Consider the following 13,368-nt stretch of genomic DNA (forward strand, 5'->3'; position numbering starts at 1 on the left):
GAGACCCGGCGCTGGCCCAAGCCTGCCGGGCCTTAGCGAGTGATGATCAAAAAATCACCAATTTTCAAGGGCTTGTGCACAAACGGCGGGGATCACGCTGTGGATAACCTTGGGAAGGATCAGTGCAGGCCACGTCCGGCGTAGCCTGTGGAGGTCTGTGCATTTTTTGATCAGCTGCGCCGGCGCATGCTGATTACGGCATCGACGCTGTACACCGCGAGCCCGGCCCAGATGAACAGGAACGCCACCAGGGTGCTGGACGACAAGTGTTCACCGAACAACAGCACCGCGAGCATCAGCACCAGGGTCGGTGCGATGTACTGCAAGAAACCCAGGGTGGTGTAGGGCAGATGCCGTGCGGCGGCGTTGAAACACACCAGTGGGACCAGTGTCACCGGGCCGGCGGCGACCAGCCACCAGGCATCGGAGGTGCTCCAGAAGGCCGCTTGGGCGCTGGTGGCGGTCGGGTTGAACAGCAACCAGGCGAGGGCGATCGGCACCAGCATCCAGGTTTCCACTACGAGCCCCGGCAAGGCCTTGACCGGCGCCTGCTTGCGGATCAGCCCGTAGAAGCCGAAGGTCAACGCCAATGCCAGCGAAACCCAGGGCAAGCTGCCCACTTGCCAGACCTGCTGCGCCACGCCGACCGCCGCCAACCCCACCGCCAGCCACTGCATGCGCCGTAGCCGCTCGCCCAGGATCAGCATCCCCAGCAGTACGTTCACCAAGGGATTGATGTAATACCCCAGGCTCGCTTCGAGCATGCGTCCGTTGTTCACCGCCCAGACATAGATCAGCCAGTTGGCCGCGATCAAGGTGCCGCTCAGGGCCAGGATCGCGAAGCGACGCGGATTGTCCCGCAGCTCACGCCACCAGCCGGGGTGTTTCCAGACCATCAGCAATGCGGCGCCAAACAGCGCTGACCACAGCGCCCGGTGGATGATGATTTCCACCGCCGGTACGCTGGCGATGGCTTTGAAATAGATTGGGAAAAGACCCCAGATAATGTAGGCACTCAGGCCCAGGATGTACCCGCGACGCGGGTTGGCGGCTTGCATGCAGAATCCTTGCTTAGGCAGCTAACAAAGGAGTGATTGTAAGGAGATTTGTCAGGTTGTGGGGTGAGGGATTTTGATGCGCTTGCTGAAAAAAACTGTGGCGGCCTGACAGCTGACCTGTCTCTGGCGGTCGTACCCAATCCCATTGTGGGAGCGCATTGGTCGTCAGAACAGTTTCAACGGCTCTTCATCCAGCGCCGCCAGTTGTTCGCGCAATGCCAGTATGTGGTCGCCCCAGTACCGTTCGTTGCCGAACCACGGGAAGCTGCGAGGGAACGCCGGATCATCCCAGCGCCGGGCCAGCCAGGCGCTGTAATGCATCAGGCGCAAGGCGCGCAGGGGTTCGATCAGTGCCAGTTCGCGGGGGTTGAAGTCGTGGAACTCGCTGTAGCCATCCATCAGTTCCGACAACTGCCCGAGACATTCCTGGCGGTCGCCGGCGAGCATCATCCACAGATCCTGCACCGCCGGGCCCATGCGGCAGTCGTCCAGGTCGACGATGTGGAATACCTCGTCGCGGCACATCATGTTGCCGGGATGGCAGTCGCCGTGCATGCGGATGGTCTGGTGGGGCGTGGCGGCGTAGACCTCTTCGACGCGTGTGAGCAGATCCCGGGCGACCGACTCGTAGGCCGGTAACAGGCCGCTGGGCACGAAGCCGCTTTGCAACACGGTCGCCAGCGAATCGTGGCCGAAGTTCTTCACGCCCAGGGCTTCGCGATGCTCGAACGGACGGCTGGCGCCCACCGCGTGCAGACGTCCGAGCAATTGCCCGAGGCGATAGAGCTGGTCCAGGTTACCCGGCTCCGGCGCCCGCCCGCCGCGCCGGGGAAACAGCGTGAAGCGGAACCCCGCGTGCTCATGCAGGCTTGTGTCGTGATGGATCAGTGGCGCCACCACCGGAACTTCGCAATCGGCCAGCTCGAAGGTGAAGCGGTGCTCTTCCAGGATCGCTTCGTCCGTCCAGCGCTGCGGGCGATAAAACTTGGCGATCAGCGGCTCGCCATCTTCGATGCCGACCTGGTAGACGCGGTTTTCATAACTGTTGAGGGCCAGCACACGGGCGTCGCTGAGCAAGCCAAGGCTCTCAACGGCATCGAGCACCAGGTCGGGGGTGAGGGTATCGAACGGATGGGACATGCTGACTCCTGCGCAGCGGCAGGGCTGCCGCGTCCGGCCCAGCATGGTAGCGCAAAGCAGTCTGGATTGATTGATCAGACTTGTACCGGGCCCTGTGGCGAGGGAGCTTGCTCCCGCTCGACCGCGCAGCGGTCGCATGCTTGATGATGACCGCTGCGCGCTCAAGCGGGAGCAAGCTCCCTCGCCACAAAGAATGACTCAGGCGCCGATTACCCCGCCATCCTCACGGGTAATCACCATCACCGACGAGCGCGGCTTGCCGTTGGGCAGGTGCTCGGGGAAGGTCGAGCCGCCGTTTTCTCCCGGATGCTGGATCCCGACGAACAGAGCCTTCTGGTCCGGCGCGAAGCTGATCCCGGTCACCTCGCAGCCCACCGGTCCGACCATGAACCGGCGGATTTCACCGCTGTCGGGGTCGGCACAGAGCATCTGGTTATTGCCCATGCCGGCGAAATCCCCGGCATTGCTGGAGTCGCCGTCGGTGAGGATCCACAGCCGGCCGGCCTTGTCGAAGCCCAGCCCATCGGGGCTGTTGAACATGTTTTGCGCATTGATGTTGGACGAACCGGCTTTCGGCGTGCCGGCGTGCACCGTCGGGTTGCCGGCGACCACGAACAGGTCCCAGGAGAAGGTCTTGGACGCGTGGTCGTCGCGGTCGGTGCGCCAGCGCAGGATCTGGCCGTAGACGTTCTTGGCCCGTGGGTTCGGTCCGTCCACCGGTTGGCCGTCTTCGCCGCGCTTGGAGTTGTTGGTCAGGGTGCAATAGACCTGGCCGTCCTTCGGACTGACCACGATCCACTCCGGACGGTCCATGCGCGTGGCCCCGACGGCGCTGGCAGCCAGGCGTGCGTGGATCAGGATTTGCGCCTGGTCGGCGAAACCGCTGCTGGCATCGAGACCGTTTTTGCCGTGGGTCAGCTCGATCCACTGACCCTTGCCTTTGGGATGGTCCGGGTTGCCGTCGCCGGCATCGAAGCGCGCCACGTACAAGGTGCCATGGTCCAGCAGGTTGCGGTTGGCCTTGGCATTACGAGGGTTGATGCGCTCGCGGCTGACGAACTTGTAGATGAACTCGCCACGCTCGTCGTCGCCCATGTACACCACGGCGCGACCGTCACGGGTCTGCGCCAGGGCGGCGTTCTCATGTTTGAAGCGGCCCAGGGCGGTGCGTTTCACGGGCGTGGAATCAGGATCGAACGGATCGATCTCCACCACCCATCCGTGGCGATTGAGTTCGTTGGGGTTCTTCGCCAGATCGAAGCGTGGATCGTACAGATGCCAGTTGATTTCGCGGCTGGCGACAGTGGCGCCGTAGCGTTTTTGCGCTTCGTCGAACTGCAAGTCGGACTTGCTGCTGCCGAAGCAGTCGGTGAAGTTTTCTTCGCAGGTCAGGTAAGTGCCCCAAGGCGTCATGCCGTTGGCGCAGTTCTGGAATGTCCCCAGCACCTTCTTGCCGCTCTTGTCGGCGCTGGTTTTCAGCAGGTCGTGACCGGCAGCCGGGCCGCGCAGGCGGATCGGCGTATTGCCGTGGATCCGGCGGTTGTAGCGCGAATCCTGGACGAACTGCCACTGGCCGCCGCGACGACGTTGGACCTCGATCACCGACACGCCCTCACTGGCCTGGGCCTTGTGTACGTCTTCAGCCGACTGCGGTTGGCCGCCGTGGGGGAAGAGGTAGCGGTAGTTGGTGTATTCGTTGTTGATCGCCATCAACGCCCGATTGTTGTCACCGGGGAAGGGGAACAGGCTCATGCCGTCGTTGTTGTCGCCGAATTGCACTTCCTGGGCGCGGGCGGTGCCATTGCCGCTGGGGTCGAAGGCCGGCGCGTTTTTCTTCAGCGGCTGGCCCCAGCTGATCAGTACCGAGGATTTGTAGCCCGGCGGCAGGGTGATGGTGTCGGTCGTGGCGGCAGCGATGCTCTTGAAGCCCAACAGCCGGCTGTTGCCTTCGCTCACGGCGGCGGCCAGGACGCTGCGGCTCAGCAGGTTGCCGCCCAAAAACATCGCCGCGCCGCACAGGGCGCCGGCGCTGATGAAGCTACGACGGCTCAGGCCGACGATTTTTTCCAGGTCGGTGGATTGGTTTTCTTCTAATAGGCTCATCTCAGGCTCCCTGCTGGTTTTGGCAGTCACCTTAAAGGGGGTCGATGAAACTATTGTTGCAACTCGCTACAACGGTGTACCGAGCAACACATTTGTCGGGGAAAACCGCACTTGTACCGCCGAACCGGGCGCCAGGTTCCGGTTGCGCAATTGGAGCGGGTCGGCCAGGGCGCACAATGTCTGGCCATTGGGCAGGCCGATGCGTACTTCGCTGGGGCCATCCTCGGCCGCGGCAACGTGCTCGATCACGCCGTGCAGGACGTTGTTCCCGGAGGTATCGGTTTCCTCGGGCGCGCGTAATTCCAGCCAGCCGGCCTTGATCAGTGCGACCACCTGGGTGCCGGCCGCAAGTTCCAGGCGCACGGTGCTGTCGTGGGTGATCCGCGCTTCGATGACCAGGCCACGGGCCAATTCCAGCCGTACCCGGTCGTTGTGGCCCTGGGATTCGATGTCCAGGACCGTGCCGTGCAGTTGATTGCGCGCACTGGTGCGCAGCATCAGACGACCCAGTAGGCCCAGGTCGTCGGGGGCTTCGCTGGCTTCGAGCAACTGCGCCTGCAAGGTCTGCAAGCGTTGGTAGAGGCGCAGCACCCGTTGTCCCTCGTCCGACAGCCTGGCGCCGCCACCGCCCTTGCCGCCGATGCTGCGTTCCACCAAAGGCTGGTCCGCCAGATTGTTCAACTCATCGATGGCGTCCCAGGCGGCTTTGTAGCTCAGGCCCGCGCTCTTGGCTGCGCGGGTGATCGAACCCTGTTCGGCGATATGCTGCAGCAGCGCGATACGTTGGGGCCGCCGGACGATGTGTTGGGTCAGGAGCGTGGGCAAGGACATGACGAAACTACACGCGAAGATTGATCAACGGACGTTGGCGCCTTGGGCGCGGCGCGTCAAGCCGGTTCGCCGGGTTTTGGCGTGCGGGCCAGGCAGTAGACATCGACGCGTGCCGCACCGGCGTCGAGTAGCAATCCCGCGAGCGCCTCGGCGGTGGCGCCGGTGGTGAGCACGTCGTCCACCAACGCCAGGTGACGCTTGCGCAAGTCGACACCGGGCGCCAAGGCAAAGGCCTGACGCAGGTTTCGACGGCGCGCCCGGGCATCGAGTGCCTGTTGCGCCGGGGTGTCCTGGACCCGCCGCAGGAGGTTTTCTTCGCAGGGAATTTCCAGCGTTTCGCAGAGCCAGCGGGCAATCAGTGCCGCTTGATTGAAGCCCCGTTGGCGCAAGCGCCGGGCAGCCAGTGGCACCGGTAACAGCGCATCAGGCCGTTCCAGCCCTTCATCGAATTGGTGTTGCAATGCCTGCGCCAGCAGTTCGCCCATCAGCCGACCCAGCGGCCATTTCGCTTGATGCTTGAAGCGGGTGATCAGACTGTCCACCGGAAAATCATAAGCCCAGGGCGCCAGGACCCGCTCGAAGGACGGTGGTCGCGTGGCGCATTGCCCGCAACGCAGTCCGGCTGTAGGCAGCGGCAGGGCGCAGACGCTGCATTGATTGCCGAGCCAAGGCAGCTCGCTTTCACAGGGGGTGCAGATCGGCTGTAGCGTATCGGTAGACTCACCGCACAACAGACAGAATTGTTTATTTTTTAACCAGATGTAAACCTGTCCTTCGTATCGTGGTTGACAGCGCATGGCTCTTCCTTAAATATGCCGAACATCCGTGTCGCGCCTGTGGGTATTGGATATCCCGGACGCCAGCCAAGCATAATCAAGGAAATACCGATGAGCGCCAGCACCACTGCCAACCTGCGTCATGACTGGTCTTTGGCCGAAGTCAAAGCACTCTTCGTGCAGCCGTTCAATGACCTGCTGTTCCAGGCGCAGACCGTGCACCGCGCGCATTTCGACGCCAACCGCGTCCAGGTTTCGACCCTGTTGTCGATCAAGACCGGCGCCTGCCCGGAAGATTGCAAATATTGTCCGCAGTCCGGTCACTACAACACCGGGCTGGATAAAGAGAAGCTGCTGGAAGTGCAGAAGGTCCTGGAAGAGGCCGCACGGGCCAAGGCCATCGGTTCGACCCGCTTCTGCATGGGCGCGGCCTGGAAACACCCATCGGCCAAGGACATGCCCTACGTGCTGGAAATGGTCAAGGGCGTGAAGGCCATGGGCCTGGAAACCTGCATGACCCTGGGCCGTCTCGACCAGGAACAGACCGAAGCCCTCGCCCAGGCCGGGTTGGACTATTACAACCACAACCTCGACACCTCGCCGGAGTTCTACGGCAGCATCATTACCACACGCACCTACAGCGAGCGTCTGCAAACCCTGGCCTACGTGCGTGATTCGGGGATGAAAATCTGCTCCGGCGGCATCCTCGGCATGGGCGAATCCCTGGACGATCGCGCCAACCTGCTGATCCAACTGGCAAACCTGCCGGAGCATCCGGAATCGGTGCCGATCAACATGCTGGTAAAAGTCGCCGGCACGCCGCTGGAGAATGCCGAGGACGTCGATCCGTTCGATTTCATCCGCATGCTCGCGGTAGCGCGGATCCTCATGCCCAAGTCCCATGTACGCCTGTCGGCCGGTCGTGAAGCGATGAACGAGCAGATGCAAGCCCTGGCATTCCTGGCCGGCGCGAACTCGATTTTCTACGGGGACAAACTGCTGACCACCGCCAACCCGCAGGCCGACAAGGACATGCAGTTGTTCGCCCGCCTCGGAATCCAGCCTGAAGCCCGCGAAGAACATGCCGACGAAGTGCACCAGGCGGCGATCGAGCAGGCGCTGGTGGAGCACAAGAGCAGCGAGCAGTTCTATAACGCGGCTGTTTGATCAACCCGACTTCTTATTTGGAATGCGGGCCCCTGTGGGAGCGAGCCTGCTCGCGACAGCGATGAAACATTCGACATCTACTTGAATGACACACCGCCATCGCGAGCAGGCTCGCTCCCACAGGGGACCCATTCGGTCTTTAAATGGCGTTTCCCCCGAGGCCTGCATGCCCTTCGATCTCGCCGCACGCCTGGCTGCCCGTCGTGCCGAAAACCTCTACCGCCAACGCCCACTACTCGAAAGCCCGCAGGGGCCGCAAGTCGTGGTGGACGGTCAGCCATTGCTGGCGTTCTGCAACAACGATTACCTGGGCCTGGCCAATCACCCGCAGGTGATCGAGGCCTGGCGCGCCGGGGCGGCCCGCTGGGGTGTCGGTGGTGGCGCTTCGCATCTGGTGATCGGCCATAGCGGTCCTCATCACGCCCTGGAGGAGGCCCTGGCCGAGCTGACCGGTCGTCCGCGCGCCCTGCTGTTCTCCACCGGCTACATGGCCAACCTCGGCGCCGTCACTGCGTTGGTCGGGCAGGGCGATACGGTGCTGGAAGATCGGCTCAATCACGCCTCATTGCTCGACGCCGGGCTGTTGTCCGGAGCGCGTTTCAACCGCTACCTGCACAACGACGCCCGGAGCCTGGCCAGCCGCCTGGAGAAAGCCACCGGCAACACATTGGTGGTCACCGATGGCGTATTCAGCATGGACGGCGACATTGCCGACCTGCCGGCACTGGCCCGTGAAGCCAAGGCCAAGGGCGCGTGGCTGATGGTCGACGATGCCCACGGTTTCGGCCCGTTGGGGGCAAACGGTGGTGGGATTGTCGAGCATTTCGGCTTGAGCCAGGATGACGTGCCGGTCCTGGTGGGTACCCTGGGCAAGGCGTTCGGCACTGCCGGGGCTTTCGTTGCGGGCAGCGAGGAACTGATCGAGAGCCTGGTCCAGTTCGCCCGCCCCTACATCTACACCACCAGCCAGCCACCGGGCCTGGCCTGCGCAACCCTCAAGAGCCTCGAACTGCTGCGCAGCGAGCATTGGCGGCGCGAGCACTTGCAGGTACTGATCCGCCAGTTCCGCCAGGGCGCCGAGCAGATCGGCCTGCGATTGATGGACAGCTTTACGCCGATCCAACCGATCCTGCTCGGCGATGCGGGGCGGGCGATGCGCTTGTCGCAGATGCTCCGCGAGCGCGGACTGATGGTCACCGCGATACGTCCACCCACGGTGCCGGCCGGCAGTGCGCGTTTGCGCGTGACACTGACCGCCGCCCATAGCGAAGCTCAAGTGCAACTATTGTTGAATGCACTGGCCGAATGTTTCGCACAGTTGGGACTGGAGCCAAGCCATGCGTGATCGACTGATATTGCTGCCCGGTTGGGGCTTGGGCGTTTCACCGCTGGAGCCGCTGGCCGCCGCGCTGCATGGGCTGGACGAGCACTTGCGGGTGGAAATCGAGCCGTTGCCGGCGCTGGCGTCCGTTGACCCCGAAGAATGGCTCGACGAACTGGACGCTTGCGTGCCGCAGGACGCCTGGCTGGGCGGCTGGTCCCTGGGCGGCATGCTGGCCGCGGAGCTGGCGGCGCGCCGGGGCGAGCGCTGCTGCGGATTGCTGACGCTGGCGAGCAATGCGTCGTTCGTCGCGCATGAACAGTGGCCGAGCGCGATGGCCAGCGAGACCTACGACGGGTTCCTCGCCGGGTGCGCCGCTGATCCACGGCAAACCCTAAAGCGTTTCAGCCTGTTGTGCGCCCAGGGCTGCAGCGATCCGCGGGGCTTGTCGCGGTTGCTGCTGGCCGGTGCGCCGGGCGGTTCGCCTGAAGTATTGATGGCCGGCCTGCAAGTGCTGGCGCAACTGGATATTCGCGCGGCATTACAGGGTTATCGCGGTCCGCAACTGCATTTGTTCGCCGGGCTGGATGCCCTGGTGCCGGCGGAGGCAACAACTGATTTGCTGGCGTTGCTGCCGGATGTCGAAATCGGCCTGATCGAACAGGCCGGCCACGGATTCCTTCTGGACGACCCCCACGGTGTGGCGGCGGCGATCCAGGCTTTTCTGCATGAGTCCGGTGATGACTGATTTATCGATTCCCCCATTACCCGGCGCCTTGCCCGACAAACGCCAGGTTGCCGCTTCGTTTTCCCGGGCGGCGACCAGCTATGACAGCGTCGCTGAATTGCAGCGCGACGTTGGCCAGCAATTGCTGGCGCGGTTACCTGCCGGGTTTGTGCCGGGGCGTTGGATGGACCTGGGCTGCGGCACCGGTTATTTCACCCGAGCCCTGGGCGCGCGCTTCGGCGCAGCGAATGGTCTGGCGCTGGATATCGCCGAAGGCATGCTCAATCATGCCCGCCCTCAGGGTGGGGCCGCACATTTTGTCGCCGGCGACGCCGAGCGCCTGCCGGTGCAGGCGTCGAGCTGCGACCTGGTGTTCTCCAGCCTGGCGGTGCAGTGGTGCGCGGAGTTTGCTTCGGTACTGAGCGAGGCCTATCGCGTATTGAAACCTGGTGGAGTGCTGGCCTTCACCAGCCTTTGCGTGGGCACGCTGTACGAATTGCGCGACAGTTGGCGTCAGGTGGATGGCCTGGTGCACGTCAACCGTTTCCGAGCGTTCAAGACCTATCAACAGCTGTGCGCGGCCAGCGGGCTGAATCTCATCAGCCTGGAAAACCTTCCTCATGTGCTGCACTACCCCGACGTGCGCAGCCTGACCCACGAGTTGAAAGCGCTGGGCGCGCACAATCTGAATCCCGGTCGCCCCGGCGGATTGACGGGCAGGGCGCGGATCAAGGCGCTGGTCGAGGCCTATGAACAGTTTCGTCAGGCACAAGGACTGCCGGCGACCTACCAGGTGGTCTACGCCATTTTGGAGAAACCGCTATGAGTCAGGCCTATTTCATTACCGGCACCGACACCGATGTCGGCAAGACCACCGTCGCGGCCGGCCTGCTGCACGCCGCACGCTTGGCCGGCCTGAGCACCGCCGCCGGCAAGCCGGTGGCTTCCGGTTGCGAGGTCACCCCCAAGGGCCTGCGTAACGCCGATGCGTTGGCGCTGTTGGCCGAGTGCTCGGTGCCGCTCGATTATGCCCAGGTCAACCCGGTGGCGTTCGAGCCGGCGATTGCGCCGCACCTGGCAGCCCGGGAAGCCGGTGTTGCGCTGACCGTGCAATCATTGCTCGGGCCGATGCGCGAGATACTGGCCTTGCAAGCTGATTTCACATTGATCGAAGGCGCCGGCGGCTGGCGCGTGCCACTGGCCGATCAGGACAATCTTTCGGATCTGGCCAAGGCATTGAGCCTGCCGGTGATCCTGGTGGTGGGCGTGCGCCTGGGGTGCATCAGCCATGCGCTGCTGACCGCCGAAGCCATCGCCCGAGACGGCTTGCAGCTGGCCGGTTGGGTGGCGAATATCATCGACCCCAAGACCTCGCGCCTGGAAGAAAACCTCGCCACCCTGGCCGAACGTCTTCCCGCGCCATGCCTGGGCAGAGTGCCGAAAATCAAAGGTGTCACTGCTGAGGCCGTGGCCGGTCATCTGCATCTGGAGCTGCTGGATTAAGGTTTTCGCTATGGTAAGGCAGTGTGCCATTAGTGTTTTTGTCGGGCCTTTCCGAAGGCCTTCTGCTTCAATAGCCACTGTCGACCCTTCAAGAAGACGAGCTCTGCCATGCAAATCGCAGGAAACACCGCGTTCTATGCCGGTCTGAGCACTGTCCAGACGGGGCAGAACCGTGTCGATCAGGCGGCCAGCCAGATCGCCAGCACTACCATCGAGCGTTCGGTCACCAGCCAGTCCTCTGAGGTCCAGGTCGATCGCCTGCGTTCGGTGGATCGTAGTCAGCAGTCAGACGTGGCCAGCAACATGGTGGAAATGTCCCAGGGCAAGTTCCAGGTTGACTTGGGCGTGAAGGTCGCTAAGGCATCCGACGAAATGCTCGGTACGTTGATCGATACCTTCGCCTGATCGCTCTACTTCAAGTTTGCAAAAGCGCCGCGATCGTTCGCGGCGTTTTTGTCTCTAACCTCTTCTTGCTCAACTAATCTTTTCTCCACGTGTATCGCGGGCCTTGGCTGTGAAGGATCGCGCTTGCCTGGGATTTTCCCGATTCGATGACGAATGGCAAAAGATCGACGCTTGACAAGATTTGGGCGTAAACGTATGTTTCAAACAACTGTTTGACCGCCATAACAAATCCATGCGGTCGTTCATTCCCGGTTACATCAGCAGAGGTTTATCGCTATGCCTGACTACAAGGCCCCCTTGCGTGATATTCGCTTCGTTCGTGACGAACTGCTCGGCTACGAAGCGCATTATCAGAGCCTTCCGGCTTGCCAGGACGCAACTCCGGACATGGTTGACGCCATTCTCGAAGAAGGCGCCAAGTTTTGTGAGCAGGTGCTGGCTCCGCTGAACCGCGTGGGTGACATCGAAGGTTGCACCTGGAGCGAGTCCGGCGTGAAAACCCCGACCGGTTTCAAGGAGGCCTACAAGCAATTCGTCGAAGGCGGCTGGCCAAGCCTGGCCCACGACGTGGCGCATGGTGGTCAAGGTCTGCCGGAGTCCCTGGGCCTGGCGGTCAGTGAGATGGTCGGCGAAGCCAACTGGTCGTGGGGCATGTACCCAGGCCTGTCCCATGGCGCGATGAACACGATTTCCGAGCACGGTACGCCCGAGCAGCAAGAGGCTTACTTGACCAAGCTGGTTTCCGGTGAATGGACCGGCACCATGTGCCTGACCGAACCTCATTGCGGTACCGACCTGGGCATGTTGCGCACCAAGGCCGAACCGCAGGCCGATGGTTCCTACAAGGTCACCGGCACCAAGATCTTCATTTCCGCTGGCGAACACGACATGGCCGACAACATCGTCCATATCGTCCTGGCACGTCTGCCGGATGCACCGGCCGGCACCAAGGGCATCTCGCTGTTTATCGTTCCCAAGTTCCTGCCAAATGCTGATGGCACCGTCGGCCAGCGCAACGCGGTGAGCTGTGGTTCCCTGGAACACAAGATGGGCATCCACGGCAATGCCACCTGCGTGATGAACTTCGACGCGGCCACTGGCTTCCTGATCGGCCCGGCGAACAAAGGCCTGAACTGCATGTTCACCTTCATGAACACTGCACGCCTGGGCACCGCGCTGCAAGGCCTGGCCCACGCCGAGATCGGCTTCCAGGGTGGCCTGAAATATGCCCGTGACCGCCTGCAAATGCGCTCCCTGACGGGCCCGAAAGCGCCGGACAAAGCCGCTGACCCGATCATCGTTCACCCTGACGTACGTCGCATGTTGTTGACCATGAAAGCCTTCGCCGAAGGTAACCGGGCGATGGTGTACTTCACCGCCAAGCAGGTCGATATCGTCAAGTACGGTGTGGATGAAGAAGAGAAGAAAAAGGCCGATGCGCTGTTGGCGTTCATGACGCCGATTGCCAAGGCGTTCATGACTGAAGTCGGTTTCGAATCGGCCAACCACGGCGTGCAGATTTATGGCGGCCATGGCTTCATCGCCGAGTGGGGCATGGAGCAGAACGTTCGCGACAGCCGCATCTCGATGCTGTACGAAGGCACCACCGGCATCCAGGCGCTCGACTTGCTGGGCCGCAAAGTGCTGATGACCCAAGGCGAAGCACTCAAGGGCTTCACCAAGATCGTCCACAAGTTCTGCCAGGGCAACGAAGGCAACGAAGCAGTCAAAGAGTTCGTAGGACCTTTGGCTGCGCTGAACAAGGAATGGGGCGAGCTGACGATGAAAGTTGGCATGGCAGCCATGAAGGATCGCGAAGAAGTAGGCGCAGCCTCCGTGGACTACCTGATGTACTCCGGTTATGCCTGCCTGGCCTACTTCTGGGCCGACATGGCGCGTCTGGCAGCGGAAAAACTCGCAGCCGGCACCACCGAAGAGGCTTTCTACACTGCCAAGCTGCAGACCGCGCGCTTCTACTTCCAGCGGATCCTGCCGCGTACCCGCACTCACGTGGCGGCCATGCTGTCGGGTGCCAACAACCTGATGGACATGAAAGAAGAAGACTTCGCGCTGGGCTACTAAGCCTTACGCGGGACTTCCCCAAAGCCGCTGCTTCCTCGGGATGCAGCGGCTTTTTCATGTCCGCCACAATATCCCTGTGGGAGCGAGCTTGCTCGCGATAGCGGCGTGTCAGCCCATGAAGGTGCTGGCTGAACAAACGCCATCGCGAGCAAGCTCGCTCCCACAGAGGATCAGAGGCGATCCTGAAACAATATTCATCCAGGCAGCCCCTAAGAAAACCTTCTTCCCTGCCGTTACAACGATGGCAGTGTGACA

The 13,368-nt window shown here is 62.4% G+C and carries 12 protein-coding genes; 7 read left to right on the forward strand and 5 right to left on the reverse strand.

The window, feature by feature from the left end:
- Positions 1–170: 170 nt before the first annotated feature.
- From rarD to ACLEJQ_RS15360, 5 genes are all read right to left on the reverse strand, one after another.
- Positions 171–1,058: an EamA family transporter RarD gene (gene rarD / locus ACLEJQ_RS15340; protein WP_440796342.1), complete on the reverse strand. Its 888-nt coding sequence runs from the start codon at positions 1,056–1,058 to the stop codon at positions 171–173.
- A gap of 165 nt (positions 1,059–1,223) precedes the next feature.
- On the reverse strand, positions 1,224–2,198 hold the full coding sequence (locus ACLEJQ_RS15345; RefSeq protein WP_440796344.1) for a serine/threonine protein kinase: 975 nt from the start codon (positions 2,196–2,198) through the stop codon (positions 1,224–1,226).
- A 198-nt stretch (positions 2,199–2,396) separates the two neighbouring features.
- Positions 2,397–4,301 carry a PhoX family protein gene (locus tag ACLEJQ_RS15350; RefSeq protein ID WP_440796346.1) on the reverse strand — a complete coding sequence of 635 codons (1,905 nt, stop codon included), beginning with the start codon at positions 4,299–4,301 and terminating at the stop codon, positions 2,397–2,399.
- A 66-nt stretch (positions 4,302–4,367) separates the two neighbouring features.
- The gene (locus ACLEJQ_RS15355) at positions 4,368–5,132 is read right to left on the reverse strand and encodes a TOBE domain-containing protein (protein WP_440796348.1); all 765 of its coding nucleotides are present in this window, start codon (positions 5,130–5,132) and stop codon (positions 4,368–4,370) included.
- A 56-nt stretch (positions 5,133–5,188) separates the two neighbouring features.
- A complete protein-coding gene (locus ACLEJQ_RS15360) occupies positions 5,189–5,929 on the reverse strand; it encodes a double zinc ribbon domain-containing protein (protein WP_440796350.1) in 741 nt (246 codons plus the stop codon).
- A 90-nt stretch (positions 5,930–6,019) separates the two neighbouring features.
- On the opposite strand from ACLEJQ_RS15360, the gene bioB reads away from it, so the two are divergent.
- From bioB to ACLEJQ_RS15395, 7 genes are all read left to right on the forward strand, one after another.
- A complete protein-coding gene (gene bioB, locus ACLEJQ_RS15365; RefSeq protein ID WP_440796352.1) occupies positions 6,020–7,075 on the forward strand; it encodes a biotin synthase BioB in 1,056 nt (351 codons plus the stop codon).
- Between the two features lie 166 nt (positions 7,076–7,241).
- Complete coding sequence (bioF, locus tag ACLEJQ_RS15370) at positions 7,242–8,420, forward strand: 8-amino-7-oxononanoate synthase (protein WP_440796354.1); 1,179 nt, start codon at positions 7,242–7,244, stop codon at positions 8,418–8,420.
- A complete protein-coding gene (locus ACLEJQ_RS15375; RefSeq protein ID WP_440796356.1) occupies positions 8,413–9,144 on the forward strand; it encodes an alpha/beta fold hydrolase in 732 nt (243 codons plus the stop codon). Before bioF ends, ACLEJQ_RS15375 begins: the two co-directional genes overlap by 8 nt.
- Positions 9,137–9,949, forward strand: coding sequence for a malonyl-ACP O-methyltransferase BioC (gene bioC, locus ACLEJQ_RS15380; RefSeq protein ID WP_440796357.1), 813 nt, complete (start codon positions 9,137–9,139; stop codon positions 9,947–9,949). Before ACLEJQ_RS15375 ends, bioC begins: the two co-directional genes overlap by 8 nt.
- Entirely contained in the window at positions 9,946–10,626 is a 681-nt protein-coding gene (bioD, locus tag ACLEJQ_RS15385) for a dethiobiotin synthase (RefSeq protein WP_440796359.1), read from the forward strand. Before bioC ends, bioD begins: the two co-directional genes overlap by 4 nt.
- A gap of 108 nt (positions 10,627–10,734) precedes the next feature.
- Positions 10,735–11,031: a pyrroloquinoline quinone biosynthesis protein PqqE gene (locus tag ACLEJQ_RS15390; RefSeq protein WP_440796361.1), complete on the forward strand. Its 297-nt coding sequence runs from the start codon at positions 10,735–10,737 to the stop codon at positions 11,029–11,031.
- Positions 11,032–11,307: 276 nt separating this feature from the next.
- Complete coding sequence (locus ACLEJQ_RS15395) at positions 11,308–13,113, forward strand: phenylacyl-CoA dehydrogenase (RefSeq protein ID WP_440796362.1); 1,806 nt, start codon at positions 11,308–11,310, stop codon at positions 13,111–13,113.
- Positions 13,114–13,368 lie beyond the last annotated feature (255 nt).

It is taken from the genome of Pseudomonas sp. SMV71 (genome assembly GCF_052042015.1).
GTDB lineage: Bacteria > Pseudomonadota > Gammaproteobacteria > Pseudomonadales > Pseudomonadaceae > Aquipseudomonas.

Bases quoted from the DNA above. Each gene is read 5' to 3' on its own strand.
- ACLEJQ_RS15390 (WP_440796361.1), top strand. From the start codon at position 10,735: ATGCAAATCGCAGGAAACACCGCGTTCTATGCCGGTCTGAGCACTGTC.
- ACLEJQ_RS15355 (WP_440796348.1), bottom strand. From the start codon at position 5,132: ATGTCCTTGCCCACGCTCCTGACCCAACACATCGTCCGGCGGCCCCAA.
- ACLEJQ_RS15375 (WP_440796356.1), top strand. From the start codon at position 8,413: ATGCGTGATCGACTGATATTGCTGCCCGGTTGGGGCTTGGGCGTTTCA.
- ACLEJQ_RS15350 (WP_440796346.1), bottom strand. From the start codon at position 4,301: ATGAGCCTATTAGAAGAAAACCAATCCACCGACCTGGAAAAAATCGTC.
- ACLEJQ_RS15345 (WP_440796344.1), bottom strand. From the start codon at position 2,198: ATGTCCCATCCGTTCGATACCCTCACCCCCGACCTGGTGCTCGATGCC.
- bioC (WP_440796357.1), top strand. From the start codon at position 9,137: ATGACTGATTTATCGATTCCCCCATTACCCGGCGCCTTGCCCGACAAA.
- ACLEJQ_RS15360 (WP_440796350.1), bottom strand. From the start codon at position 5,929: ATGCGCTGTCAACCACGATACGAAGGACAGGTTTACATCTGGTTAAAA.
- rarD (WP_440796342.1), bottom strand. From the start codon at position 1,058: ATGCAAGCCGCCAACCCGCGTCGCGGGTACATCCTGGGCCTGAGTGCC.
- bioF (WP_440796354.1), top strand. From the start codon at position 7,242: ATGCCCTTCGATCTCGCCGCACGCCTGGCTGCCCGTCGTGCCGAAAAC.
- bioD (WP_440796359.1), top strand. From the start codon at position 9,946: ATGAGTCAGGCCTATTTCATTACCGGCACCGACACCGATGTCGGCAAG.
- ACLEJQ_RS15395 (WP_440796362.1), top strand. From the start codon at position 11,308: ATGCCTGACTACAAGGCCCCCTTGCGTGATATTCGCTTCGTTCGTGAC.
- bioB (WP_440796352.1), top strand. From the start codon at position 6,020: ATGAGCGCCAGCACCACTGCCAACCTGCGTCATGACTGGTCTTTGGCC.